Source organism: Sphingomonas sp. PvP056, from assembly GCF_040549155.1.
GTDB lineage: Bacteria > Pseudomonadota > Alphaproteobacteria > Sphingomonadales > Sphingomonadaceae > Sphingomonas.
The window spans coordinates 175,180-200,054 of sequence record NZ_JBEPST010000006.1; the positions used below are offsets into that span (position 1 = coordinate 175,180).

Genomic DNA, 24,875 nt, shown 5'->3' on the forward strand with positions numbered 1-24,875 from the left:
AGGCAAAATGGAGGGGTCGTGCGCTATGGGCATCCCCATGCAGATCCGTTTAACCCCGTTTCGCGCGCTTCGGGTTGCCTTCGCCGCCCTGAGGACCGACCTGTCTGCCAGCGCGTCGACGTCCGAGGCGCACCGCGATGCGCTCCGTCGACAGTTGCGGCTGCTTTCCGCGACATGGCCCTACGCGCTGACGGTCGCGATCGCGGCACCGTTGCTGATCGGATGGACCGCCTTTGCCAGCGGTGCGACGGGCGTGCTGATCGCCGCAGCCGCCGGCGCACTGGTCACCGCCATCTCCGGCACGCTGCTGCTCGCCACGCTGCGACACGGCACCGCCCGACGCTGGCCACCGCACGTCAAGGTTCGGCTGGCGACCGTCTCGGGCATGGTCGGCGGCGCGACCATCCTTGCTTTGGTGTTCGCGACCGGGATGCTCCCGCCGGGGCCCACCCGGCTCGCCAGCTACGTCATGACGTTCGCGGCGATGATCGTGATGATCGTCGCGCTATATCCGGTTCGTGCCGCCTCGATCGGACTTGGCGCGGGCCTGCTCGCGACGCTCGCGGTCGAGGATCGCTTCGGGCTGGGCTTGTGGATCGGAATCGGCGTGTTGCTGATGCTGACCAGCATCGCCTACCGGCTCGCCCGTTTCGAGCGCCACGCGGTCGAGCAGCGCGATCTCGATCATGCGCAGGGCCGGATGGCGACCCGGCTGGTCGCGGAATTCGAGACGCATTCGAGCGGCTGGTTCTGGCAGACCAATGCGGACGGCGAAGTGACCTATCTCACCCACCGGGTCGCAACGGAACTCGACCTGCCCGACACCCCCGCGATCGGCGAGCCGTTGTCGCAACTGTTCCGGATGGACGGCGCGCTGACCGAGACCGAGCGGACGATCGCCTTCCATCTCTCCTCGCGCACCGCGTTTTCCAATTATTCGGTGCGCCCCGCAAGCCGCGCAAAGCTCGAACGCTGGTGGTCGATGTCGGGGCGCCCGATCTTTGATGAGGACGGGATCTTCCTCGGCTTCGTCGGCAGCGGGACCGACCTGACCGAGCGCCGCCGTGCCGATGCCGAGATCACGCGGCTCGCGCTGTTCGACGGGCTCACCGGCCTCGCCAATCGCCAGCGGTTGCGCCTCGCGCTCGACCAGATGCTTGCGCAACCCGCGACATCGCAGCGGATGACCAGCCTGTTCCTGCTCGACCTCGATCGCTTCAAGACCGTCAACGACACGCTCGGCCATCAGATCGGCGATGCGTTGCTGAAGAAGGTCGCGCAGCGGCTGCAACGCGCGATCGGCGATGCGGGGCTGGTCGGGCGGCTCGGCGGCGACGAATTCCAGGTGATCATGCCCGGCCATGCCGACCGCGAGAAGCTGGGCGAACTGGCGCGGCGCGTGATCTTCGACCTGTCGCAACCCTATTCGATCGAAGGGTCGGCGATCAGCATCGGCTGTTCGATCGGGGTGGCGATCGCACCGCAGGACGGCGCAGCGTCGGAAACGCTGATCCGCAACGCCGATCTCGCGCTCTATGCCGCCAAGGGCGACGGCCGCGGCATCCACCGCTTCTTCCGCGAAGAACTGCTGGTCGGTGCGCAAAGCCGCAAACAGCTCGAGGACGATCTCCGCCAGGCGCTCGTCGGCAACCAGTTCTATCTCGCCTATCAACCCGTGGTCGACACGCGATCCGAACGGATCGTCGGCTATGAGGCGTTGCTGCGCTGGGAACATCCGACGCGCGGGTTGGTCAGCCCTGCCGAATTCGTCCCCGTGGCGGAGGATTGCGGGTTGATCGAGAGCATCGGCGAATGGGTGCTGCGCACTGCGTGCACCGAGGCAGCAGGCTGGCCGGGCGACGTTCGCGTCGCGGTCAACGTCTCGCCGATTCAGTTCGCCAATCCGATCCTGCCGTCGCTCGTCACCTCGGCGCTCGCGAAATCCGGGATCGCGCCGCACCGGCTCGAACTCGAAATTACCGAAGGCGTCTTCCTCGACGAGAGCGCAGCGTCCGAACAGATGTTCAAGACGCTGAAAGGCTGTGGGGTGCGGCTCGCGCTCGACGATTTCGGGACGGGTTATTCGTCGCTCGGCTATCTGAAGAAAGCGCCGTTCGACAAGATCAAGATCGACCAGAGCTTCGTCAAGGGCGCGACGATCGCGGGCAATCGCAATGCCGCAATTATCCGTGCGATCGTCTCGCTGGCGGATGCGCTCGGCATGGATACGACCGCGGAAGGAGTCGAGAATCGCGACGAGATCACGCTGATCCGCGACCTCGGATGCAGCCACATCCAGGGGTATGTCTATGGCAAGCCGACGCGCGCTGCGGATGTTTTGCTGCAATTGAAGGTCGGCGGCGGGATGGCGACCGCGAGCGGCTATCAGATCACGCGCAACCCGCGCACCGCGATGCTGCGCAACGCGCGGCTGCAGGCGGGCGGGGCGAGCGGCGACGTGCGAATCCGCAACATCTCGTCGACGGGCGTGATGGTCGAGGGGATCGAGATTGACGCAAGCGCGGTCGATCTCGACGTGCTGATCGAACTGGTCGAGGACCAGATGTTCCCCGCCAAATTGCGCTGGGCGGCGGACGGACGCGCTGGGCTCGAATTTGCCGAGATGTTCAACCTCGAACGCCTCGCCGCGCCGAGCGTCCCCAATGTCGCGCGCAAGGCGGGATAGCAAACCGGGTCAAGGCATCAGGGCAGAAGGCCGCGCGGACACGTCCGCGCGGCCTTTCGTGTTTATGCGGCGGTGTTGCCGGTTGCCGCGGGGGCGGCCGCAGGAGCCGCGACCGGCGCGCTGCCGGTGGTGGCAGCCGGTGCCGTCGTCCCGGCGGCGGCGGGCGGTGGCGGCGGGGGGGCCATGCCGGCGCCGTCCGGACCATCGGGGCCGTCAGGACCGCCAGGGCCACCGGGTCCGCCCGGACCGCCGGGTCCACCAGGGCCATGCGGACCACCACGCCCGCCACGCGGCGGCATCGGGCGGAGCGCGGTCACCTTGCCGTCAGCGCCGACGAGGAACGACGCGTGGAACATCCCGCGGCCGTACCGGCCCTGGATGCTCACCGTCTGCCCGACGCCGATCAGGCTGGTGCCGTCGGTCTGGCGTCCACCCTCGACCAGCGCGCGCCCGCTACCGTCGGACAGGATGAACATCGGCCCGTAGATTTCGGCGACCTTGCCGCGCACGGTGACGACGTTGCCGGTGTCGCTGAGCGAGCGGATCGCGACGGGCTTGATCGGGGCCATTTCGACCGACGGTGCGGTCATCTGCGCGACGGTCGCGCCGCCGCCGACGCCGACCGCGAGCAAGGCTGCCGCGATCAGCGCGCCGCGGGTCGAAATCTTGCGGCGCGAGGGAGTGGTTGTGTCTTCGGTCATCGGTAAGCTCCTTGGTTGGTATGCAGCCTTTTACCGAGTCGTGCCCCCGGCCCACTGAACCTTGCGGTTCAGTTTGGGTTTAGATCGGCAAGTTAGCCGGATTATTGCCGCGGCATCCCGCCCCGCCGCCGCGAACGAAAGAGCCGCCTTATGCGTATCCTGCTGGTCGAGGACGACGCCGCGCTGGCCGAGGCGACCGCCAAAGCATTGCGTGCCGAACATTTCGCGGTGGATGTCGCCGCGAATGGCGAGGACGGCGCGCATCTCGGCGATACCGAAAGCTATGACGCGGCGGTGCTCGACCTCGGATTGCCGCGCAAATCGGGGATCACCGTGCTCGAGGAATGGCGCGCCGCCGGACGCGCGTTGCCCGTGCTGATCCTCACCGCACGCGATGGCTGGTCAGAAAAGGTCGCAGGGTTTCGCGCAGGCGCGGATGATTATCTGACCAAGCCGTTCCGGATCGAGGAACTCGTCATGCGGCTGCGCGCGCTGGTACGGCGCTCGGCAGGGCATGCGGCAGCGCGAATCGTGTGTGGGCCGATCACGTTCGATGCGCAGACCGGGCAGGTCGAGCGCGACGGGCTTCCGCTGCGCCTCACCGCGCTCGAATGGCGCGTGCTGTCGACGCTGATGCTGCGCAAGGGTGTGGTGGTTGAGCGGCTCGACCTGATGGAGCATATCTACGAGGGCGATGCGGATCCCGATTCGAACTCGCTCGAGGTGATCGTCGGGCGGTTGCGCAAGAAGATCGGCGCGGACCTGATCGAGACGGTGCGCGGCCGCGGGTATCGGATCATCGCGGCATGAGGAGCGTGGCATGGCTTCCCACCCTCCGTCAGGCTGAACTCGTTTCAGCATCTACCCCGCAACAATGGCGGACAGCCGGTGTGGCACGGTGGATCCTGAAACCAGTTCAGGGTGACGCCGGATATGGTGGAAACGCCGCCCCGCCCGCCCGCCTCGGCCGGGCAGCCGCATGACGCTCCTCCCGCGCTCGCTCTACGGTCGCCTGCTCGTGACCGCGCTACTCACCACGCTTGCCGCGCTCGCGTTCGCCGCCTTCGCGATCGGCGCGGTGCTCGACCGGTTCGTGATGCACGGGCTGGACGAGCGGCTCGATGCGCAGATCGCGATCCTTGCGCAGGCGGTCCGTCCCGACGGCAGTGTTGATCGCAATCGCGTCATTCTCGCCGCACCTTATGACGACGCCGCGAACGGATGGGGATGGCGGATCGATGCGGGGGGCCGGACCATCGCATCCCCCGCCTCGCCCGATCTGGACGCGATGCGCACGCCGTGGACCGCGCTTCCTCCACCGCCGATCGAGGATCGGGCGCTGCGGCATGGCCCCGGGGACCGCACCCGCGCACTCGACTGGCAGGACGCGCGCGGCGCACGGCATGCGCGCAGCCTGACGCTCGCCACCCCTGCGGGTCAGGTCCGCATCACCGCCGCCGCGCCGCGTGCGATCGTCGATCGCCCGTTGCGCGCGGCGATGGCACCACTGCTCGGCTCGCTGCTGCTGCTGGGTCTCGCGCTGGGCATCGCGACGCTGGTGCAGTTGCGCGTGGGCCTCGCGCCGCTTGGACGGATGCGCACGGCATTGGCAGCGGTGCGCGGTGGTCGCGCCACCGCCATCCCCGACGACCAGCCGCGTGAACTTGCCCCGCTGGCAACCGAAATCAACGCGCTGCTCGCCGAAAATGCCGCTGCACTCGCCAACGCGCGCGGGCATGTCGCGAATCTCGCGCACGGCCTCAAGACCCCGCTCGCGACACTCGCGCTGTCGGTCCGCCCACTCGACCCGGACGGCACGCTCGGCGCACAGATCGCGCGGATCGATCAGGCGGTACGCCATCACCTCGGTCGCGCCCGCGCTGCCACCCCGGGCGTGGCCTCGCGCGTCGCGACTCCGCTCGCCCCAGTCGTGGAAGATCTGGCCGACGCACTTGCGCGGATCCACGCAGAGCGGGGCATTGCTGCCGATATCGCGATCGACCCGGCGCTCGCGGTCGCGGTCGACCGGCAGGATCTCGACGAGCTGGTCGGCAATCTGCTCGACAATGCATGGTGCTGGGCCGCCACCCGAATCGCGGTCAGTGCGACCCGCAGCGCGGACGACCGATTCGCCGTGCTAACGATCGCGGACGACGGCCCCGGTATACCCGAATCGACTCGCGCCGCCGCGCTTTCTGCGGGGCAACGGCTCGACGAACGCGGCGATGGGCACGGCTTTGGCCTGTCGATCGCGACCGAACTGGCGAATCTGTACGGCGGCACCCTGATGCTCGATACGGCATCGCTTGGGGGGCTGGCGGTCCATGTCACCTTGCCGGTCGGCTTTGCCGGCCCGACGTGAAATAAATGTCACGTTCCCGGTTCGGCCTCTTGCCTTTCCGCAACCCCAGCTTTGACCGCGCGTCGCGCGCGCTGCACCCGGCCGCCGCTCCGTCAGAAGGCGTGGAAGTGCGACGAACCGAGTCTTGTATCTGTCATTTATGATATTGCCTGTTGGCCGATATGGGCACAATCTGTAGGGGTCAGGTTCGGGAGCGAGCGCAACAACTGGTAGAGTGAACCGCACGACCCCATATCGTGCGGACGATGGATCAGCGGCTCGCAAGCGGTCGCGATTGCATTTTGGTCTCGCCGATCGCTTCCGAAATGCTAGCTAGGGAGCCTGTCTCCCGAATCGAACAAAGATTGAACGAGTCGGGAACATGATGGCGTGACTGCCGCGTGTTCGCGAACCGGACCGAGGGGCGAGACAATGGATTTTCGGGATACCGAGGAAGTGAAGACGGATATGGCAACCGACATGATCGAGGCGCTCGCGGCAAGCGTTCAGGCTCCCCAGGAAACGGATCGCAACGGCGCGGATCGCAAGCTTGCGGCGCGCGGGGATTCCAAGGAAGTCCACGTCCAGCTGTACCCGGTCGAGGTCGACCATTCGCGCGATGCGCTGCTGACCGATTTCGGCAAGGAAACGTTGCGCGACCGCTACCTGCTCCCGGGCGAGACGTTCCAGGACCTGTTCGTCCGCGTGGCGTCGGCCTACGCCGATAACGAAGCGCATGCGCAGCGGCTCTACGGCTATATCTCGCGCCTCTGGTTCATGCCCGCGACGCCGGTGCTGTCGAACGGCGGCACCGGGCGCGGCCTGCCGATCTCGTGCTTCCTCAATTCGGTCCCCGACAGCCTCGGCGGGATCGTCGACACGTGGAACGAGAACGTCTGGCTCGCGTCGCGCGGCGGCGGGATCGGCACCTATTGGGGCAACGTCCGCGGGATCGGCGAGCCGGTCGGCCTCAACGGCAAGACCTCGGGGATCATTCCCTTCGTCCGCGTGATGGATTCGCTCACGCTCGCGATCAGCCAGGGCTCGCTGCGCCGTGGTTCGGCCGCCTGCTATCTCGACGTGTCGCACCCGGAGATCGAGGAATTCCTCGAGATCCGTAAACCCTCGGGCGATTTCAACCGCAAGGCGCTCAACCTCCACCACGGCGTGCTGATCACCGACGCGTTCATGGAAGCGGTCCGCGAGGGCAGCGAATGGACTTTGGTCAGCCCCAAGGACGGCTCGGCGCGCGCGACGGTCGACGCGCGCTCGCTGTTCCAGAAGCTGGTCGAGACGCGGCTTGCCACTGGCGAGCCGTACATCGTCTTCGCGGATCACGTGAACAAGGGCATGCCGCGCCACCACCGCGAGCTCGGGCTCAAGGTGTCGACGTCCAACCTGTGCAGTGAGATCACGCTGCCGACGGGCACCGACCATCTCGGTAACGAGCGCACCGCGGTGTGCTGCCTGTCCTCGCTCAACCTCGAGACGTGGGACCAGTGGAAGGACGAGAAGGGCTTCATCGAGGACGTTATGCGCTTCCTCGACAATGTCCTGCAGGACTTTATCGACCGCGCCGAACCCGGCATGGAACGCGCCGCTTATTCCGCGATGCGCGAGCGGTCGGTCGGCCTGGGCGTGATGGGCTATCACTCGTTCCTCCAGGCACGCGGTCTGGCGTTCGAGGGCGCGATGGCGAAGTCGTGGAATCTGCGCATGTTCAAGCACATCAAGGCGCAGGTCGACGAAGCGTCGATGCACCTCGCGGTCGAGCGCGGGCCCTGCCCGGATGCGGCGGATCGCGGCGTGATGGAGCGGTTCAGCTGCAAGATGGCGATCGCGCCGACCGCGTCGATCAGCATCATCTGCGGCGGCACCTCGGCGTGCATCGAGCCGATCCCGGCGAACATCTACACGCACAAGACGCTCAGCGGCTCGTTCTCGATCAAGAATCCGTATCTGGAAAAGCTGCTGATCGCCAAGTCGAAGAATTCGGACGCGATCTGGAACTCGATCCTCGAACAGGGTGGGTCGGTCCAGCATCTCGAGTTCCTCGATGTCGAGGAAAAGGACTGCTTCAAGACTAGCTTCGAGATCGACCAGCGCTGGCTGCTCGAGCTCCAGGCGGACCGCACGCCCTATATCGACCAGTCGACCTCGCTCAACCTGTTCATCCCTGCTGACGTCGAGAAGTGGGACCTGTTGATGCTCCACTTCCGCGCATGGGAACTGGGGATCAAGTCGCTCTATTACCTCCGCTCCAAGTCGGTGCAGCGGGCAGGGTTCGCCGGCGGCGTTGAGAACGACAACACGATCGAGAAGCCGCAATACGAGTTCGAGACGACCGATTACGACGAGTGTCTCGCCTGCCAGTGATGCGCATTGCTTCCGACGCCGTCCTTTTGGCGGCGTCGGGAGTGTAATTCCCGCGGTGCCGCTTCAGGCCGCCCGCGCCAGACGCAGCACCATTTCGTCCTCGGACACGATCTCGATCGCGTAGCCGTCCCGGCGCAGCGCATCGGCGCGTTTGTGGTCGGCATGCGCGGTCACATAGCGTCCGAACGGCTGGTCGTTGCCGATGACCAGCTTCGTCGTGGTCACGCCGACCGACGCGACGATGCGCGCGCCCGCAGCGGCCAGGCTCTGCGCGAGCGCCCCGTCGCGCGGGGCGCCTAGGATGGCGACTCGCTCCCCCTTCAACGGGCCCGCCGACGCAGCCTTGGGTGCCGCTCCGCCGCGCGTCCGATAGGGGGCCAGCCAACCGGCCAGATCGATCCCGGTATGCTCGATCGCGCGCACGATCACCATGCCCGCCGCGCGCGCATCGCTGAGCGCGTCGTGATGCTTGTGGCGAACCCCCAAAAACTTGCTCAGTACGTTGAGCCGATGGCTCGGCAATTCGGGCCACGCGCGTCTGGCGACGCGGACACTGTCGAGCCACGTCGTCTCGATCGTCGTCCGGTCATGCACCCGGCACGCCGCGCCGAGCGCCCCCTTGTCGAAATTCGAGTGCGCGACGGTGATGCGTCCGGCGAGATGCGCGTCGATCGTGGCGTGGACCGCGGCGAACGTCGGCGCGCCGATGACGTGGTCGCTGGTGAGCCCGTGAATCCGCGTGTTGAACGACGAAAAACGGTCGAGCGGATCGATCAGCGTCTCATATTCGAAGACCTCGACCCCGTCCCGGAACCCGACGATCCCGATCTGGCAGATGCTGCTGACGCTTGAGCACGCCGTCTCGACGTCGACGACGACGAAGTCAGGCGCAGCGACGACCGGGGGCGTCGACGGAAGTGGAACACGCGGCGGCAGGATCGAATGCATGGTACGGAACATAATGGGTCCCGCAAGCAAGCGCACCCTCGATTACGGGGCCGCGACCACGCCCGCGGTAGAATGCTGGCAGGTCTGCGCCGACCCGGCTAATGTCACGACATACGAAACCCGTTGGGAACCTACCATCGCTACCGAACACAGGCATGACGAACACTTCCTGGCGGGCGGCGGCGAGATGGGCGCGCTGATCCGGGCAAAGGACTGGCCGACGACATCGCTCGGTGCACCGGCGGGCTGGCCGCAACCACTCAAGACGCTGGTGGGGCTCCTGCTCGCCGCAGACCAGCCGATGTTCGTCGGCTGGGGCGCGGACCATATCCTGCTGTACAACGATCGCTACGCGCACATGCTCGCTAATCGTCATCCAACCGCGCTCGGCCGCGCATTCTTCGACGTCTGGCCGGAGGTGCGCACCGAACTGACGCCGCTGGTCGAGCGAGTCAGGTCGGGCGAGCCAGTCCATATGGGCGACATCACGCTTATGCTCGATCGCCCCGGCCGCCCACGGGAAGCGCACTTCGCCTTCTCCTATACCCCCGTCCGGGACAATGACGGCAGTGTCGTCGGGCTGTTCTGCCCCTGCACCGAAACAACCGAACAGGTTCTGGCCGAACGCGCGCGGCGCGCGGCGGAAGCGTCGGAACGCAACCGGCTGTGGGTGCTGTCGGAGGACATGCTGGCGCGCGCTGATTTCGAGGGGCGGATGTCCGCGGTCAATCCGGCCTGGACCGCGGTGCTCGGTTGGCCCGAGCAACACCTGCTGGCGACGCCCTATTCGGAATTCATGCATCCCGATGACGCCGGCGTAACACTTGCCGCGATCGAGGAGATGGGGCGCACGGGACTCCCCACCCGCTTCCAGAACCGCATCGCAACCAGCACCGGCAGCTGGACGCCGATCGGATGGACCGTCTCACCCGAGCCGGACGGAACCAACTTCATCGCCATCGGTCGCGATCTGACCGAGGACAAGGCGCGAGAAGCGGAACTCGTGCAGACGCAGGAGGCGCTGCGACAGTCGCAGAAACTCGAATCGATGGGCCAGTTGACCGGCGGCGTGGCACACGACTTCAACAACCTGCTCACGCCGATCATCGGCGCGCTGGACATGCTGCTGCGCCGCGGGATCGGCAACGATCGCGAGCGTCGCCTGATCGACGGTGCGCTCCAGTCCGCCGAACGCGCCAAGACGCTCGTCCAGCGGCTGCTCGCCTTCGCACGCCGGCAACCGCTGCAACCCACCGCGGTCGACGTGGCCGAACTGGTCAAGGGCATGACCGGGCTGATCGGCAGTACGCTTGGGCCGAAGATCAGCATCCGTGTGCTGATGGCGGACGACTTGCCCCCCGCCAGAGCCGATCCGAACCAGCTCGAGATGGCGATCCTCAATCTCAGCGTGAACGCGCGCGATGCCATGCCGGATGGGGGAGACCTCACGATTACGGCATCGCGCGAGACTGTGCGGACTCGGCACGACGCAGGGCTGCGGACCGGTCATTATGTCCGCCTGTCGGTCCGCGACACGGGCATGGGGATGGACGAGGCGACCCGGATACGCGCGATCGAGCCGTTCTTCTCGACCAAGGGGATCGGCAAGGGCACCGGCCTTGGCCTGTCGATGGCGCATGGTCTTGCGGCGCAGCTCGGCGGGGGTCTGTCGATCCACAGTGTTCCCGGCGCGGGGACGACGGTCGATCTGTGGCTCCCGATCAGTTTCGAGGCGATCGACGCCGACGCGCCGATGCCGGCGGCTGCGGGCCATGCGATGGCACGCGGGATCGCGCTGCTCGTCGATGACGAGGAACTCGTGCGGATGAGCACCGCCGACATGTTGAACGGTCTCGGCTATGAAGTGGTCGAGGCGGGATCGGCCGAGGAGGCATTGCAGCTGGTCGACGGCGGGATCACCCCCGATATCCTGGTGACCGACCATCTCATGCCCGGCATGAGCGGGGAAACGCTCGCCCGCAACATGCGCGCGCGGCGCCCCAGGCTTCCGGTGCTAATCGTGTCGGGCTATGCCGAAGCCGAGGGCGTGAGCCCGGACATTCCCCGTCTCACCAAGCCGTTTCGCCATGCGGAACTGGCGGAACGTCTGGCCAGCCTGCACCCCGACGCGAGCGCAACGGCGACCAGCTGATTAGCGCTGCAATTGGCTGAGGCGGATCAAACCCCGCGCTGCGGCGTGTGGTGGACGTCATATGCTGCCGTATCGACGCCACCCATCCCACCGCCGCCGCCCATCCCGCCGCCGCCGCCGCCGCCACCCTTGCCGCCCTCATCGCGCCCGCCTGCCCCCTTGCCCCCGCCGCCCGAGCCCGACGGACGGGCAGGTCCCTGCATCGGAAGCACAAGATCCGCGGGGATCGGATCGAGATCGAGCGCCGCACGCACGAAGGCCCGCAGCGACACGACCAGGTCGTGGACATGGACCGGATGCCCCGCCACCAATTCATGCACCGCGCGATCGGCAAGGCGGACGTGCTCTTCGGTTCCCAGCAGGATGATGTCGGAAAGCGCCGCTTCGACCGCATCGCGAATCCGCCGGGACCGGTCGGATCGAGCCACGGTCTCGGCGCTGAGATCCAGCGCCACATCCGGTTGCTGGCCCGCCGTTGCCTGATTCGGGCGGTGAAGATCGCGCTTGTGCGCAGGATCGACCATGAGATCGCCGGTGAACGAGCCCCCCAATGTCTTGTACGCCGCGATCAGCGTGCGCAGACGCTCGTTGATCTGGCGATTCATCCGCTCCCGGCGCTGCTGGAACACCATCATCGTGAGCAACCGGATACCGACGCCGAGCAGGGTCACCAGCGTCAGGCCTAACACCGTGGCGAGCAAACTCTGCCACGAGCTGAAATCGATGTTTCTCAATCGGGAATCCTCAAAGCGTTCTGCTGCAACGCAGGCCGGGAAGATGCCGTTCCGGCGGGCGCGACACGCCTGTCTCGCCGGTGACAGGATGTCCGGGCAAGGGCCACATTGCAAACAAGATGTAGCGCCGTTGCCGAGATCAAGACACCATCCCTTGCGCAAAATCCGTAAACGGCGCGGAGATTTCGATGGCTAAAACCCCTGCCGTCCGCTAATCGAATATCGAGCTAGGGGCCGCGGCGGACCCGTCCGAACGCCGCGTTCTGGTCGTCGGTATCTGTCTCTAATCTCGGCGTACTATTTGCATCAACCCGATAGGAAACGGTTACCGTGCTCGACGTTCAAATCCACAGGGCGAAGGACGAAGGGCACGATCGCAACCGGTCGCCTGCGCCGTCACATCGACCTTGCGGGTCGACTCCGCCGGTGCGATCCTGGGCTCGTTGCCCGCGACCGGGACGGGTCGGTACCCGTCGAACAAGCCTGCAACTGCACTGTACCGGCCCTTCCGTGCCGGATCTGCAACGACGCGCGTATCCTTGTGTCGGCACGACACAAACCCCGTGCACGTCGCCCGCTCCGTCCACGACGGTCGTCGCGCTTGCAAGACCGAGGAGCCGAGCGATGACCGATGCCACCGCCTATGACGGCTATGAATCCTGGAAGGGTTGGAGCGAGACCAGTTTCATGGTCCCCACCCCGATGGACAACGTTTATTTTGATCTCGAGATGCGCGCTATTCCCGTGTCGGGAGAGCATGTCCTCGAAATCGGCTTCGGCAACGGGCGGTTTCTCGGCTGGGCCAAGGCACGCGGCGCGCAGGTGTACGGAACCGAACTGTCGGAACAAGGCAGGACGTTTGCCGCGGCGCACGACGTGGTCGTCCTGCCGATCGATCTCGCGCAATCGCTAGACACCCACCGCGCGCGTTTCGGCGTGATCGCGGCGTTCGACGTGCTCGAACATCTGTCGTTCGATGCGATTCGTACGATGCTGGATCACATCGCCACGCTGCTGCGCACGGGGGGCTATTGCGTCGTGCGTTTCCCCAACGGGCAGGGCCTGCTGTCCGGACTGCACCAGTCCGGGGATTATACGCATGTCTCCACGTTGTCGGCATCGATCATGTCGCAATTCGTGTCCGGCACAGTGCTCGAGATCATCCGCGCGGACAGCAGTGCGATGCCAAACCATGGTATCGCCCGGAAAGTGCGCGGCGTCGCACGGCAGGGTTTCGAGACGATGCTGTGCCGGCTGTACGGGATCCGCGCCCCGCTAGGCCCCAACCTCACGGTCGTCCTGCGCAAAAAAGAGGGCGCCGCATGAGCGACGCCCTCTTTGCTACGGTCCACGGTGCGGATCGCACCGCGGAGTCGGTTTCAGGCTTCTTCCTCGAACGTCACTGCGACGTCGCCGTTCGCGCTGAGGCGGACCTTGCCGTCCTCGACATCGGCGACCAAGCCGAGCGAGATGTAGTGGTGATGCCCTTCATGACTCGTCGTGCCTTCGTTGACCTGCGCGCCCGAGTCCTTCTTGGTCAGCTTGATGCGGCCGCCCTCGACTCGGTCGACCGTGCCGACATGGACGCCGTCGGCGCCGATGACTTCGGCATGTTCCTGAATCTGCGATACGTCGACCATGGTGGTAGCTCCTTCGTTGCGATTACGGATGCCCAACGCACGCCCGCCCCAAACGATGCACGGAAGCCCCACCAATGACCAGTTCGATCGCGATCATGTTTGCGGTGGCGGCGCTGTTCACGCTGATCGGTGCCGGTCTGCTCCTCGCGCTGCTGCGTCCTGCGAGCACGGGCAAGGTGTATGCGTTTCGGATGATCGGCATCATGGCGTTGTCGCTCGGAATCGTGCTGATCATGTCTGCCAGCGCGATGTGGCATTGGAGTGTCGCGTGACTGTTCTCGCGACCGACCCTGCCCGCAATACGACACACGCAGCTCCAGCAGAACGGCTGTCAGTGCTCGACGGATGGCGTGCAGTGAGTATCCTCCTGGTTCTGGCGGGGCATCTGCTACCGTTGGGTCCGTCACGCTGGGAAATGAACGAAGCCGTCGCTGCTATGGGAATGGTGATCTTCTTCACTCTTTCCGGCTTCCTGATCACCAGCTTCCTTTCACGCGGCGCGGATCTGCGCGTGTTCATCATTCGCCGCTTCTTTCGAATCGCGCCGCTGGCGTGGGTCGTAATGATTGTGCTGCTGATCATGAACCAGTCACCCGCGAAGGCTTGGGTCGCAAACCTGTTGTTCTACGCAAACCTCCCGCCCTACTATCTTGTGCCGGGCGGCGGACATTTGTGGAGCTTGTGCGTCGAGGTACAATTCTATCTCGGGATCACGCTGTTCGTCATGATCGCGCGCCATCGGGGTCTGATCCTGCTCCCGTTGATCACGCTGGGAATCACGCTGCTGCGGATCGTCGATCATCAATATATCAACATCATCACCTGGTTTCGTATCGATGAGATCCTCGCAGGCGGCATCCTCGCGCTGGTCCATGGGAGATGGTACGGTAGCAAACCGCAGTCCGTGCTCGCGTCCATCAGCCCCTATTGGCTACTGCCGCTGGTACTGCTGTCGGCGCATCCAGCCGCCGGAATGCTCAACTACGCGCGACCGTATCTTGCGGCAGCGCTGGTGGGGGCGACATTGTTCAACGGGCCGGTCCGCCTTGGGCACCTGCTCGAATCCCGACCGGCGCGCTACATTGCCGAAATCTCTTACGCACTCTATATTTTCCATGGGGCGCTAAACGCTGGATGGCTTGGCTCCGGATCAAAAGTCGTAAAATATGCCAAGAGACCGCTTTTGCTGGCGGTGACATTCGCCTTGGCGCATGTTTCCACCTTCCGATTCGAACAGCCCTGCATCGCGCTGGCCAAGCGCCTTACGCGTGGCGTTGCCATCAGGGCCCCCGCCTAGTTTCTATCGCCAGTTTCTGATTCTTGTACTCAACGGAGTAACCCATGTCCCTCACCGAAGCCCGCAAGCAGTACAAGCCGTTCGAATACCCCTGGGCGTTCGATTTCTGGAAGCGCCAGCAGCAGATCCACTGGATGCCCGAGGAAGTGCCGTTGGGCGAAGATTGCCGCGACTGGGCGCAGAAGCTCAGCGACCATGAGCGCAACCTGCTGACCCAGATCTTCCGCTTCTTCACCCAGGCGGACGTCGAGGTGCAGGATTGCTATCACGAAAAGTACGGCCGCATCTTCAAGCCGACCGAGATCAAGATGATGCTGGCGGCGTTCAGCAACATGGAGACGGTGCACATCGCCGCCTACAGCCATCTGCTCGACACGATCGGCATGCCCGAGAGCGAGTATGGCGCCTTCCTCGAATATAGCGAGATGAAGGACAAGCACGATTACCTGCAGACGTTCGGCGTCGACAGCGACGAGGACATCGCCAAGACGCTCGCGATGTTCGGTGGCTTCACCGAGGGGCTGCAGCTGTTCGCGTCGTTCGCGATGCTGATGAACTTCCCGCGCTTCAACAAGATGAAGGGCATGGGGCAGATCGTCACCTGGTCGATCCGCGACGAATCGCTGCATTGCGAGGGCATCATCAAGCTGTTCCACGCCTTCTGCGCGGAGCGGAACTGCCTGACCAAATCGGTCCGCGACGACATTGCCGACATGTGCCAGCACACCGTCCGGCTCGAGGACAATTTCATTGACCTCGCGTTCGAAATGGGCCCGGTCAACGGCATGACGCCCAAGGAAATCAAGAAGTACATCCGCTACATCGCCGACTGGCGGCTGGGGCAGCTCGGCATGAAGCCGATCTACATGATCGACGAACACCCGCTGCCGTGGCTCGCGCCGATGCTCAACGGCGTCGAGCACGCCAACTTCTTCGAACAGCGCGCGACGGAATATTCGAAGGCAGCGACGCGCGGCAACTGGAACGAAGTGTGGGACGGGTTCGACAAGCGCCAGAAGGCGAAGATCGGGCCGTCGGGCATGGCGTTCGCGAATGAGGATTCGGACGCGGGGGATATGTTCTCGCGGGCTGGGGTTGCGGCGGAATAAGAAGCGCCGGGCGCGGGATTAGCGCAAGCTAATCCCCGCCTCGAGGCGCGACCGGCCGGCGGCGCTCCAGCGCCGACCGACGACGCGGGCTTTGCCCGTGCCCGGTCCAGGAAGTTCAAAGGATCGAGGATTACGCCAAAGTCGGAAGCGAGTGGCGCGGCCGTGTCGCTACAACCGGCTGCTGTCCGCGGGGTTGGCGGTTATCCTGACACGCGTCGGGGAAGCAAGATAAGTTGGTCTACGGCAATCGCCATGGCATCGGTCCGCGGTGCCAGCGCGCACCACGAGCGGTTCACCCTCACCGCAACCACGCCAAAACGAACGGTCGCGGCACCCCGCTCGTCCCGTTCGGCACCGCCACATCGATGTCCTGCCGGTGGAACTGCCGGTACAGCACCACGCTCAGCACCGCGGCATAGAAGCACCACACCGAAGCGAAGGCATAGCCCTTCACCAGATGGACGATCGCCAGCCCGACCACGTTGAGCACGCCATACCCGCGCACCACGCGGTGCGATGATAGCAGCAGCGCGCCGCACGTCGCGAGGATGTAGAGCAGCGACACCCACAGGCGGCTCGTCACCGGGTTGCTATAGGCGATCGAATGCTGGTCGATCACCGCGCAGGTCGGCGCGATCACCAGCCCCGCCATGTCCCACGCGAACACCAGCGCGCCCACGCCGGTCAGCATGAGGATCCCGCGCCGCCGCCACCCCGGCGGCTCCATCAGCGCGACCGCGGTCGGCATCAGCAGCGGGAGGATGCCGATCGCGTAAAGGCTGAACAGGAACACGCTGTGATCGACCGCATAGCGCCCAAGCCGCCCCGCGAGCGACAGCCACACCAGCCCTTCGGAAAACTGGTGAAACGCGAACAGCAGCGGCACGCTCGCGAACAGCAACGCGCGCGGTTCGCGGACATGGCGCAACGTGGCGACGCCGATCGTGGCGAGCACGGCGGCGGCGGTGAAGCTGGCGGTGGCAGAGAAGCACATGGTCGGTCCCTCGGGCGCGGAGCCGCCGGGGCCTGTGTGGGGGGATTTGGGTTGGGTGGGAAGGGCGACCTAGTCTTAAAGCCCCTCCCCTTTAGGGGAGGGGTTGGGATGGGGCAGTCCAGCAGAACTACGGTCGCGGAACAGGCACGGCCCCACCCCCAACCCCTCCCCTGAAGGGGAGGGGCTTAAGTAAAATCAGGCCCGCGCGCCTTCGACCACGCCGCCGGAATTATGCCGCAGCGCCTTGAGCACCGTCTCGACGATCGCATCCGCATCCAGACCCGCTTCGGCATATTGCGCCTCGGGCTTGTCCTGATCCTGGAACGTGTCGGGCAACCGCAGCGTACGCAGCTTGAGCCCTGCGTCGATCAACCCAGTGTCGCTCGCAAAGGTCAGCACATGCGCGCCCAAGCCCCCGACCGACGATTCCTCAATCGTCACCGCAACCTCATGGCTGGTCAGCAGCTTGCGGATCAATTCCTCGTCGAGCGGCTTGGCGAAGCGCAGATCGGCGACCGTGGTCGACAATCCCTTGGCTTCCAGCGCGTCCGCTGCCTTCAAGGCCTCGCCGAGACGAGTCCCCAAGGCCATGATCGCGACCTTGTGCCCTTGCCGGACGATCCGCCCCTTGCCGATCTCGAGCCGCTCGGGAACTTCCGGCATCGCGACGCCCGTGCCGTTGCCACGCGGGTAGCGCACCGCGATCGGCCCACTGTCGTGCAATGCCGCGGTGTGGGTCATGTGGACCAGCTCGGCTTCGTCCGACGGCGCCATCACCACCATGTTGGGGAGCGTCGCGAGATAGGTCACGTCGAACGACCCGGCATGCGTCGCGCCATCCGCGCCGACCAGCCCGGCGCGGTCGATCGCGAAGCGGACCGGCAGGTTCTGGATGCAGACGTCGTGGACGACCTGGTCGTACGCACGCTGGAGGAAGGTCGAATAGATCGCGCAGAACGGCCGCATCCCCTGCGCGGCGAGGCCCGCGGCGAAGGTAACGGCGTGCTGCTCGGCGATGCCGACGTCGAAGAAACGGTCGGGATAGGCCTTGGAGAAGCCGTCGAGCCCGGTCCCCGACGGCATCGCCGCGGTGATCGCGCAGATCGTCGGGTCGCTCTCGGCTTCCTTCAGAAGCTGCGCGCCGAACACGTTCTGATACTGCGGCGGCCCGGGGGGGGCCTTGGTCTGGACGCCCGAGATCACGTCGAACTTCTGGACGCCGTGATATTTGTCCGCCGCCGCCTCGGCCGGGGCATAGCCCTTGCCCTTCTTGGTCACGACATGGACGAGGATCGGGCCCTCCTCCGCATCGCGGACGTTCTCGAGCACAGGGATCAGCTGCTCGAGATTATGCCCGTCGATCGGACCGACGTAATAAAAGCCGAGTTCCTCGAACAAAGTCCCGCCCATCGCGAGGCCACGCGCGAATTCGTCCGCCTTGCTCAGGCTGGAGGCGAACGGCCGCGGGAGCTTCTTGGCAAGCTTCTTGGCGAGTTCGCGGAAACCCAGGAATTCGCGGCTCGACACGATGCGCGAGAGATAAGCGGAAAGCCCGCCGACCGGCGGCGCGATCGACATGTCGTTGTCGTTGAGGATCACGACCAGCCGGTTGCCCGCCTGCGCCGCATTGTTCATCGCTTCATACGCCATGCCCGCGGACATCGCGCCGTCGCCGATCACCGCGATCGCCTTGCCGGGCTTGTCCGCGATCTTGTTGGCGATCGCGAAGCCGAGCGACGCCGAGATCGAGGTCGAGCTGTGCGCCGCGCCGAACGGGTCGTACTCGCTCTCGGAGCGCTTAGTGAAGCCCGACAGGCCGCCACCCATGCGCAGCGTGCGAATCCGGTCGCGACGACCGGTGAGAATCTTGTGCGGGTAGCATTGATGCCCGACGTCCCACACGAGGCGGTCGCGCGGGGTATCGAACACGTAATGGATCGCGACCGTCAGCTCGACCACGCCGAGCCCCGAACCGAGGTGCCCCCCGGTCACGCCGACGGCGGCAATCGTTTCCTGTCGAAGCTCGTCGGCAAGCGCGCGCAACTCGGTGGCAGGGAGGGCCCGCAGGTCTGCGGGGACAGTGACCGTATCGAGTAACGGTGTCTTAAGAGCGTCAACCATCAGGCCTGTTTAGCGCCGCTACTGCACTGTGTCGATTGCTCCAGATCGCTTCTGCGCGTTGTGCGAATTTTCTTGCGAGCGGGACAGCGCGGCCCGACACTTCGGGCGATGCCCGCCTTCACCCATCGCCTCGCCACCGAAACCGACATTCCTGCGATCGCGGCGCTGATGGACCGTGCGATCGCGGCACTGCAGGCGGGATACCTCAGCCCGGACGAAATCGCGGCGAGTCGCCTGAGCATGGGACTCGACACGCAACTGATTGCCGATCGGACCTATTTCCTGATCGAACAGGCGGGCGTGCTGGCCGGCTGCGGCGGCTGGAGCTTCCGCGCGACGCTGTTCGGCGGGGATGCGAGCGCGGTCGCGCGTGATGTCCGCCTGCTCGATCCGGCACACGATGCCGCGCGAATCCGCGCGATGTACACCAACCCCGATTTCATCCGCCGCGGGGTCGGGCGACAGATGCTCGCGCTATGCGAGGACGCCGCGCGGTCTGCCGGGTTCAAGCGGCTGGAGATGATGGCGACGCTGGCGGGCGAACCGCTGTACCGCGCGTGCGGTTATGAAGAGATAGAACGGGTCGCGCGGATGGCACCGACCGGGCCGCCGGTGCCGGGAGTGCGGATGGGGAAGACGCTGGGGTAGTTCGGGGCTGCGCTGTCACCACGGCTTCCCCGCTGCTACTGCTTCCCCGCTACTACTGCTTCCCCGCTACTACTGCTTCCCCGGCGAAGGCCGGGGCCCAGGAGCGACCGGCCAATCATCTGGCGCTCCGCTCTCTAACAACGACCTTCGCCACTGGGCCCCGGCCTTCGCCGGGGAAGCAGTTAAGTGTACAGGTCGCGCGAAACGCCCCCCGCCGTTACGCCGCCTTCGCAGTCGCCACACACGCCGCACATTTGCCACGAACCTCGATCACCGGGCGTTCCGGCGCAAAACCCGCGGCCTCGGCCGCGCCGCGCACGCCCTTGGTCAGCCGGTCGTCGTCCAGATGGACGATCTGCCCGCACCCATCGCACACCAGGAAGATGCAATCGTGCAAACAATCGGGATGCGCGTTGGCGATATAGGCGTTCGAACTCTCGACTCGCCGCGCAAGGTTGGCGGTCACGAACAGGTCGAGGATGCGATACACGCTGTTGGCCGCGACGCGCCGCCCCTCGCTTTTCGATACCGCCTCGGCAATGTCATAGGCGGAGGCCGGCTTGTCGAACCCGGCAAGCGCGCGGAAGATATTGGCGCGCATCACGGTCCATTGCTCGCCCGATCGCTCGAGCGTCGCCTGGGCGGCCAGCGCAAGATCGGCGTCCTGTGGTGCGTAATGTCGATGCGTTGCCATGGCGTAGAGATAGGCGTTGCCGGGGCCTGCTGCAACGATATGCCGCAACGTGGGCGAAGCGACCGTCAGGCGGCGGCGCGCCGGTTGAGGTCATGCCCGAGCGCGAGCGTGGCGACGCCGATCAGCGTCCACACCGTCTCCAGCCCATTAACGTCATGCGGTAGCGAGATCGCCCCCGCCATCATGCCCAGCCCGGCCGATCCGACCACCGCGGGCATCATATAGCCGTGCGTAAAGATGCCACGTCCCAACGCGATTACGCCGAAACCGATCGCGATCGTCAGGCCGATCTCGTGGAACAGCGGATTGAGCAACAGCCCTCCGGCGGATGCCGCGAGCGCAAGGAAGATCGAACTCGCGATGCAATGCACGACGCACAGCCCCGACAGGCCGATCGCCATATTGTCGAACCGCTGTTCGATCCACCGATAGGCAGGAGAGGAAACGAGCGCCGTCATGCTGAGCGGCATGTGGCATGGCGCACGCCAAGTTACAACATATCATGCCTATCTTTTTTGCAGGCCTGCCGCACCATTCAACAATCGACGCGCGCCCGGCCGAGGCGTAAGGCTTTACGATGCTTCAGGCCTCCTCGCTTCCCGCTCGCGTCCGGCCCGCCACGCTGTCGATCTGGCTGTTCGTGGCGGCGGCACTCGTCGTCGCAATGGTGATCATCGGCGGGATTACCCGTCTGACCGAATCGGGACTGTCGATCACCCAGTGGAAACCGCTCACCGGGATCATCCCGCCGCTCAATCCGGTGCAGTGGCAGGCCGAGTTCGACAATTACAAACGCATCCCGGAATATCAGCAGCTCAACCGCGGGATGACGCTGGCCGGGTTCCAGGCGATCTTCTTCTGGGAATATGTCCACCGACTGCTCGGGCGCGTCGTCGGCATGGTGTACCTGCTGCCGTTCCTTTATTTCTGGGTGCGCGGACGCTTGCCGCGCGGTTACGCGCCGCGGCTCGGCGCGCTGGTCGCGCTGATCGTACTGCAGGGCGCGATCGGCTGGTGGATGGTGTCGTCGGGGCTGACCAAGCGCACCGACGTCAGCCATATCCGGCTCGCGATCCATCTCGTCACCGCGCTAACGCTGCTGGCGGGAACGGTGTGGACCGCGCTCGACCTACGTGATCTCGCCGCGACTCGCCTTGCCCGTCCCGCCCGGCTACGCGCCTTCGCCGCGGCGGCGCTGGTGCTGCTGTTCACGCAGATCCTGTTCGGCGCGTTCACCGCGGGACTGGACGCGGGCTATGCCTTCTCGAGCTGGCCGTTGATGGGGGACGAGATCTTCCCCGCCGCCACGCCGATGACGGATCCGATGTGGCGCAACGCGATCGACAATCCGATCGTCGTTCAGTTCATCCACCGCTGGCTCGCCTTTATCGCGGCGGCAGGAATCGTCGCGCTCGGCTGGCGCGCGATCCGGGCGGGCGCGCCGCGAATCGGCGGAATCGCGATCGCGCTGGTCGCGGGACAGATCCTGCTCGGGATCGCCACGCTGCTCACCGGCGTCGAGATCGTCGTCGCCGTCGCGCATCAGGCAAATGCCGCCCTGCTACTGATCGCAGCGATCGCCGCGGCGCATGCGGTCGGACGCCGAACGATCTGACGTAGGATTGCGGGCGGTATCCCGATACCTGTCGGGAAACCCGCCGAAACCTTGACTTTCAGGCCCGCGCGCAGCAATAGCCGCTCCAACGATGCCGTCCCCCGGGGCGGCATCCGTCATTTTAGCTATGTAAGGTCACAAGCCCCATGAAGGCGCTGATGAAGACCACCAAGCCGGCATTGCCGTATGAGGTGGAGAAGAAATGGATCATCGTCGATGCCGATGGTCTGGTCGTTGGCCGCATGGCCTCGATCATCGCGAACATCCTGCGCGGCAAGCACAAGCCGAGCTTCACGCCCCACGTCGATTGCGGTGACAATGTCATCATCATCAACGCGGACAAGGTGCGGTTCACGGGCAACAAGCTCAAGGACAAGGTCTATTACAAGCACACCGGTTATGCCGGCGGCATCAAGGGAATCACCGCGGGCAAGGTGCTCGAAGGTCGTTTCCCCGAGCGCGTGATCGAAAAGGCCATCGAGCGGATGATTCCGCGCGGCCCGCTCGGCCGTCAGCAGATGCGCAACCTGCGCGTCTTCGCCGGCACGGAGCATCCGCATGAGGCGCAGAACCCCGAGGTTCTCGACATCGCCAGCATGAACCGCAAGAACAAGGTGGGCGCATAATGTCCGACAACCGCCAGTCGCTGGCTGATCTCGCCGCTCTGACCAACACCCCCGCGCCTGCTGCCGCTCCGGCTGCAGCAACCCAGTCCGACGCCCAGGCCGAGGATTACATGGCCGGCAAGATCGAGGAGCCTGCTGCTCCGACGATGCCGCTGCGTGAGCAGATCCTCGACCAGTACGGCCGCGCTTATGCGACCGGTCGTCGTAAGGACGCGGTTGCACGCGTCTGGATCAAGCCCGGCTCGGGCAAGATCACGATCAACGGTCGTGACCAGGAAGTGTATTTCGCACGTCCGACGCTGCGTCTCGTCATCAACCAGGTGTTCGGCGTGACCGAGCGCGAAGGTGCGTATGACGTCGTCTGCACCGTCAAGGGTGGTGGCCTTTCGGGTCAGGCCGGCGCAGTCAAGCATGGCATCAGCCAGGCACTGACCAAGTTCGAGCCGATCTTGCGTGCGCCCGTCAAGGCAGCAGGCTTCCTGACGCGCGACAGCCGTACCGTCGAGCGTAAGAAGTACGGCCGTGCGAAGGCACGTCGTAGCTTCCAGTTCTCGAAGCGCTAAGCTTCCAGATCTTCGGTGCTTACGAAAGGGCGGTCCGGCGACGGGCCGCCTTTTTGGCGTTTGGCGGGAACGCGCGTACACCGTCATTCCTATTGATGACCGATGATGCTTGAAGCGCTCCGCTGCCGGGTGGAAAGCCGGACCGAACCTCAAGGCGCACGAACGACACGCCGACCGTTCGTTTTGAGCGGTCGGGAAGAGTGCCCCTTCCTTTCCTTCCACCACAGGACCCAGCCCAGTGACCGACGACCCCACCCCGAACGCCACGACGCAGACCGCCCTGATGGACGGGCCTTCCGACGACGTCGTCGAGGTGGCCGAGGGCACGTCGAACGAACCGACCTCCTTCACCGAGGCGATCGAGCAGGTCGGGGCGGGGTCGTTGCTCGGCTATCGGCTCCAACAGCAGGCGATCCTGTCGGACTTCGGGCTGTTCGCGCTTCAGTGCCGCGACAATGACGCATTGCTAACCAGGGCCGCCGAGATGGCGGCGGACGGAATGCGCACCGGCCTGTGCAAGGTGCTGGAGTATCGGTCGGATCAGGACGACCTGCTGTTCCGCGCGGGCGTCGGGTGGAAAACCGGGGTGATCGGCAACGCCAGTCTGGCGGCGGACGAGAATTCCCCCGCCGGGTTCGCCTTCCGCAACGGCACCCCGGTCATCTCCAACCATCTCGAAGGCGAGGACCGCTTCCGCACCCCGCAGATCATGGTGGAACACGGCGTCCGCCGCGCGATCAACGTGCTGATCTCCACCACCGCGGGGGCATGGGGCGTGCTCGAGGTCGACAGCCCGAGCGCGGGCCAGTTCGAGGCGGCCGACATCGCGTTCCTGCAAGGCTTCGCCAATCTGCTCGGCGTCGCGATGGAGCGGCAGGAAAACGAACGACGCCTGGCGGAGGCACTCGATTACCAGAAGGTGCTGGTCCAGGAGGCAAGCCACCGCGTCAAGAACAGCCTGACGATGCTGTCGAGCATCCTCCACCTGCAATCGCGCAGCAACCCGCTGCCGGAAGTATCAAGCGCGCTCAACGAGGCATCGGGCCACGTCATCGCGATCGCGCGGACGCACGACCAATTGTGGCGGCAGGGCACCGGCCGGGTCGAAATGCCTGCGCTGCTCGACGATCTCTGCGCAAGCCTGTCGGGACAATTGCCGGGGCTGACGCTGGATTGCACGTCGGACGCGATCTCGATCGATGCCGACCAGGCGGTCGCGGTCGGGCTGCTCATCACCGAACTCGTCACCAACGCGGCCAAGCATGCTTATGGCGAGGATGGCGGCAAGGTTTCGGTCTCCGCGACGGTGAAGGACGAGTCGGTGTGCCTGACGGTGCGCGACTACGGCGCGGGATTGCCGGACACGTTCGACGTGCGCGCAGGGTCATCGACCAGCCTCGGCCTGCAACTGATCCGCACGCTGGCGCGCAGCCTCCAGGGCAGCGTCGATGCCAAGTCGGACGGCGGCGCGCATTTCATCGTCACCTTCCCGGCAGAAGTGCGGAAGGCCTAACCCCCTGTCACCGCTTCCCCGGCGAAGGCCGGGGCCCAGGAGCGATGGCGGCAGTAACGGTGCGCAGTCGCCTGCAATCTTCCGCTCCTCGACTGGGCCCCGGCCTTCGCCGGGGAA

General features: G+C 65.4%; 22 protein-coding genes. 14 read left to right on the forward strand and 8 right to left on the reverse strand.

Annotated features, from left to right (window positions below):
* Positions 1-37 precede the first annotated feature (37 nt).
* Complete coding sequence (locus ABIC17_RS15160; RefSeq protein ID WP_354283129.1) at positions 38-2,686, forward strand: putative bifunctional diguanylate cyclase/phosphodiesterase; 2,649 nt, start codon at positions 38-40, stop codon at positions 2,684-2,686.
* Between the two features lie 62 nt (positions 2,687-2,748).
* Here ABIC17_RS15160 and ABIC17_RS15165 read toward each other — a convergent pair whose 3' ends face one another.
* Positions 2,749-3,387, reverse strand: coding sequence for a hypothetical protein (locus ABIC17_RS15165; protein ID WP_354283131.1), 639 nt, complete (start codon positions 3,385-3,387; stop codon positions 2,749-2,751).
* 150 nt (positions 3,388-3,537) lie between these two features.
* On the opposite strand from ABIC17_RS15165, the gene ABIC17_RS15170 reads away from it, so the two are divergent.
* From ABIC17_RS15170 to ABIC17_RS15180, 3 genes are all read left to right on the forward strand, one after another.
* Positions 3,538-4,197, forward strand: a complete 660-nt coding sequence (locus tag ABIC17_RS15170; RefSeq protein WP_354283133.1) for a response regulator — start codon at positions 3,538-3,540, stop codon at positions 4,195-4,197.
* Positions 4,198-4,366: 169 nt separating this feature from the next.
* Complete coding sequence (locus ABIC17_RS15175; protein ID WP_354283135.1) at positions 4,367-5,749, forward strand: sensor histidine kinase; 1,383 nt, start codon at positions 4,367-4,369, stop codon at positions 5,747-5,749.
* 411 nt (positions 5,750-6,160) lie between these two features.
* The gene (locus ABIC17_RS15180) at positions 6,161-8,104 is read left to right on the forward strand and encodes a ribonucleoside-diphosphate reductase subunit alpha (protein ID WP_354283137.1); all 1,944 of its coding nucleotides are present in this window, start codon (positions 6,161-6,163) and stop codon (positions 8,102-8,104) included.
* Between the two features lie 63 nt (positions 8,105-8,167).
* Here the strand turns inward: ABIC17_RS15180 and ABIC17_RS15185 are convergent, their stop codons facing one another.
* Entirely contained in the window at positions 8,168-9,064 is an 897-nt protein-coding gene (locus ABIC17_RS15185) for an exonuclease domain-containing protein (protein ID WP_354283139.1), read from the reverse strand.
* Here ABIC17_RS15185 and ABIC17_RS15190 point away from each other — a divergent pair.
* Positions 9,051-11,204, forward strand: coding sequence for a hybrid sensor histidine kinase/response regulator (locus ABIC17_RS15190; RefSeq protein ID WP_354283141.1), 2,154 nt, complete (start codon positions 9,051-9,053; stop codon positions 11,202-11,204). The two genes, ABIC17_RS15185 and ABIC17_RS15190, sit on opposite strands and share 14 nt — an antisense overlap.
* Positions 11,205-11,230: 26 nt before the next feature.
* On the opposite strand, the gene ABIC17_RS15195 is transcribed toward ABIC17_RS15190, so the two are convergent.
* On the reverse strand, positions 11,231-11,938 hold the full coding sequence (locus tag ABIC17_RS15195) for a hypothetical protein (protein ID WP_354283143.1): 708 nt from the start codon (positions 11,936-11,938) through the stop codon (positions 11,231-11,233).
* 624 nt (positions 11,939-12,562) lie between these two features.
* Between ABIC17_RS15195 and ABIC17_RS15200 the strand changes: the two genes are divergently transcribed.
* Positions 12,563-13,264 carry a class I SAM-dependent methyltransferase gene (locus ABIC17_RS15200; protein WP_354283145.1) on the forward strand — a complete coding sequence of 234 codons (702 nt, stop codon included), beginning with the start codon at positions 12,563-12,565 and terminating at the stop codon, positions 13,262-13,264.
* 53 nt (positions 13,265-13,317) lie between these two features.
* On the opposite strand, the gene ABIC17_RS15205 is transcribed toward ABIC17_RS15200, so the two are convergent.
* Entirely contained in the window at positions 13,318-13,578 is a 261-nt protein-coding gene (locus ABIC17_RS15205; RefSeq protein ID WP_354283147.1) for a DUF2171 domain-containing protein, read from the reverse strand.
* Positions 13,579-13,652: 74 nt separating this feature from the next.
* On the opposite strand from ABIC17_RS15205, the gene ABIC17_RS15210 reads away from it, so the two are divergent.
* From ABIC17_RS15210 to ABIC17_RS15220, 3 genes are all read left to right on the forward strand, one after another.
* Positions 13,653-13,850, forward strand: coding sequence for a hypothetical protein (locus ABIC17_RS15210; RefSeq protein ID WP_354283149.1), 198 nt, complete (start codon positions 13,653-13,655; stop codon positions 13,848-13,850).
* A 62-nt stretch (positions 13,851-13,912) separates the two neighbouring features.
* On the forward strand, positions 13,913-14,875 hold the full coding sequence (locus ABIC17_RS15215; protein ID WP_354283378.1) for an acyltransferase family protein: 963 nt from the start codon (positions 13,913-13,915) through the stop codon (positions 14,873-14,875).
* 44 nt (positions 14,876-14,919) lie between these two features.
* Positions 14,920-15,984, forward strand: a complete 1,065-nt coding sequence (locus tag ABIC17_RS15220; protein WP_354283151.1) for a ribonucleotide-diphosphate reductase subunit beta — start codon at positions 14,920-14,922, stop codon at positions 15,982-15,984.
* Between the two features lie 298 nt (positions 15,985-16,282).
* On the opposite strand, the gene ABIC17_RS15225 is transcribed toward ABIC17_RS15220, so the two are convergent.
* Positions 16,283-16,978, reverse strand: a complete 696-nt coding sequence (locus ABIC17_RS15225) for a DUF6629 family protein (protein WP_354283153.1) — start codon at positions 16,976-16,978, stop codon at positions 16,283-16,285.
* Positions 16,979-17,173: 195 nt separating this feature from the next.
* Positions 17,174-19,099 carry a 1-deoxy-D-xylulose-5-phosphate synthase gene (gene dxs, locus ABIC17_RS15230; protein WP_354283155.1) on the reverse strand — a complete coding sequence of 642 codons (1,926 nt, stop codon included), beginning with the start codon at positions 19,097-19,099 and terminating at the stop codon, positions 17,174-17,176.
* Between the two features lie 108 nt (positions 19,100-19,207).
* On the opposite strand from dxs, the gene ABIC17_RS15235 reads away from it, so the two are divergent.
* Positions 19,208-19,747 carry a GNAT family N-acetyltransferase gene (locus ABIC17_RS15235; protein ID WP_354283157.1) on the forward strand — a complete coding sequence of 180 codons (540 nt, stop codon included), beginning with the start codon at positions 19,208-19,210 and terminating at the stop codon, positions 19,745-19,747.
* 217 nt (positions 19,748-19,964) lie between these two features.
* Here the strand turns inward: ABIC17_RS15235 and ABIC17_RS15240 are convergent, their stop codons facing one another.
* Positions 19,965-20,441: a Fur family transcriptional regulator gene (locus ABIC17_RS15240; RefSeq protein WP_354283159.1), complete on the reverse strand. Its 477-nt coding sequence runs from the start codon at positions 20,439-20,441 to the stop codon at positions 19,965-19,967.
* A gap of 65 nt (positions 20,442-20,506) precedes the next feature.
* A complete protein-coding gene (locus ABIC17_RS15245; protein ID WP_354283161.1) occupies positions 20,507-20,899 on the reverse strand; it encodes a MerC domain-containing protein in 393 nt (130 codons plus the stop codon).
* 119 nt (positions 20,900-21,018) lie between these two features.
* Between ABIC17_RS15245 and ABIC17_RS15250 the strand changes: the two genes are divergently transcribed.
* The 4 genes from ABIC17_RS15250 (at position 21,019) to ABIC17_RS15265 (ending at position 24,758) form a co-directional block, all read left to right on the forward strand.
* Positions 21,019-22,056 (forward strand): COX15/CtaA family protein, encoded by a 1,038-nt coding sequence (locus tag ABIC17_RS15250; protein ID WP_354283163.1) that lies wholly within the window; start codon positions 21,019-21,021, stop codon positions 22,054-22,056.
* Between the two features lie 146 nt (positions 22,057-22,202).
* The gene (rplM, locus tag ABIC17_RS15255; RefSeq protein ID WP_010162051.1) at positions 22,203-22,682 is read left to right on the forward strand and encodes a 50S ribosomal protein L13; all 480 of its coding nucleotides are present in this window, start codon (positions 22,203-22,205) and stop codon (positions 22,680-22,682) included.
* Positions 22,682-23,245, forward strand: coding sequence for a 30S ribosomal protein S9 (gene rpsI / locus ABIC17_RS15260; protein WP_354283165.1), 564 nt, complete (start codon positions 22,682-22,684; stop codon positions 23,243-23,245). The genes rplM and rpsI overlap by 1 nt, the downstream gene beginning before the upstream one ends.
* A gap of 238 nt (positions 23,246-23,483) precedes the next feature.
* Positions 23,484-24,758: a sensor histidine kinase gene (locus ABIC17_RS15265; RefSeq protein ID WP_354283167.1), complete on the forward strand. Its 1,275-nt coding sequence runs from the start codon at positions 23,484-23,486 to the stop codon at positions 24,756-24,758.
* The last annotated feature ends 117 nt before the right edge of the window (positions 24,759-24,875 follow it).

What these genes read in the sequence shown, in the direction of transcription:
- ABIC17_RS15200 (WP_354283145.1), top strand. Translation starts at nt 12,563, where the DNA reads ATGACCGATGCCACCGCCTATGACGGCTATGAATCCTGGAAGGGTTGG.
- ABIC17_RS15185 (WP_354283139.1), bottom strand. Translation starts at nt 9,064, where the DNA reads ATGTTCCGTACCATGCATTCGATCCTGCCGCCGCGTGTTCCACTTCCG.
- ABIC17_RS15245 (WP_354283161.1), bottom strand. Translation starts at nt 20,899, where the DNA reads ATGACGGCGCTCGTTTCCTCTCCTGCCTATCGGTGGATCGAACAGCGG.
- rplM (WP_010162051.1), top strand. Translation starts at nt 22,203, where the DNA reads ATGAAGGCGCTGATGAAGACCACCAAGCCGGCATTGCCGTATGAGGTG.
- ABIC17_RS15240 (WP_354283159.1), bottom strand. Translation starts at nt 20,441, where the DNA reads ATGGCAACGCATCGACATTACGCACCACAGGACGCCGATCTTGCGCTG.
- ABIC17_RS15205 (WP_354283147.1), bottom strand. Translation starts at nt 13,578, where the DNA reads ATGGTCGACGTATCGCAGATTCAGGAACATGCCGAAGTCATCGGCGCC.
- ABIC17_RS15160 (WP_354283129.1), top strand. Translation starts at nt 38, where the DNA reads ATGCAGATCCGTTTAACCCCGTTTCGCGCGCTTCGGGTTGCCTTCGCC.
- ABIC17_RS15220 (WP_354283151.1), top strand. Translation starts at nt 14,920, where the DNA reads ATGTCCCTCACCGAAGCCCGCAAGCAGTACAAGCCGTTCGAATACCCC.
- ABIC17_RS15190 (WP_354283141.1), top strand. Translation starts at nt 9,051, where the DNA reads ATGGTACGGAACATAATGGGTCCCGCAAGCAAGCGCACCCTCGATTAC.
- ABIC17_RS15170 (WP_354283133.1), top strand. Translation starts at nt 3,538, where the DNA reads ATGCGTATCCTGCTGGTCGAGGACGACGCCGCGCTGGCCGAGGCGACC.
- ABIC17_RS15165 (WP_354283131.1), bottom strand. Translation starts at nt 3,387, where the DNA reads ATGACCGAAGACACAACCACTCCCTCGCGCCGCAAGATTTCGACCCGC.
- ABIC17_RS15250 (WP_354283163.1), top strand. Translation starts at nt 21,019, where the DNA reads ATGCTTCAGGCCTCCTCGCTTCCCGCTCGCGTCCGGCCCGCCACGCTG.
- dxs (WP_354283155.1), bottom strand. Translation starts at nt 19,099, where the DNA reads ATGGTTGACGCTCTTAAGACACCGTTACTCGATACGGTCACTGTCCCC.
- ABIC17_RS15175 (WP_354283135.1), top strand. Translation starts at nt 4,367, where the DNA reads ATGACGCTCCTCCCGCGCTCGCTCTACGGTCGCCTGCTCGTGACCGCG.
- ABIC17_RS15235 (WP_354283157.1), top strand. Translation starts at nt 19,208, where the DNA reads ATGCCCGCCTTCACCCATCGCCTCGCCACCGAAACCGACATTCCTGCG.
- rpsI (WP_354283165.1), top strand. Translation starts at nt 22,682, where the DNA reads ATGTCCGACAACCGCCAGTCGCTGGCTGATCTCGCCGCTCTGACCAAC.
- ABIC17_RS15210 (WP_354283149.1), top strand. Translation starts at nt 13,653, where the DNA reads ATGACCAGTTCGATCGCGATCATGTTTGCGGTGGCGGCGCTGTTCACG.
- ABIC17_RS15180 (WP_354283137.1), top strand. Translation starts at nt 6,161, where the DNA reads ATGGATTTTCGGGATACCGAGGAAGTGAAGACGGATATGGCAACCGAC.
- ABIC17_RS15225 (WP_354283153.1), bottom strand. Translation starts at nt 16,978, where the DNA reads ATGTGCTTCTCTGCCACCGCCAGCTTCACCGCCGCCGCCGTGCTCGCC.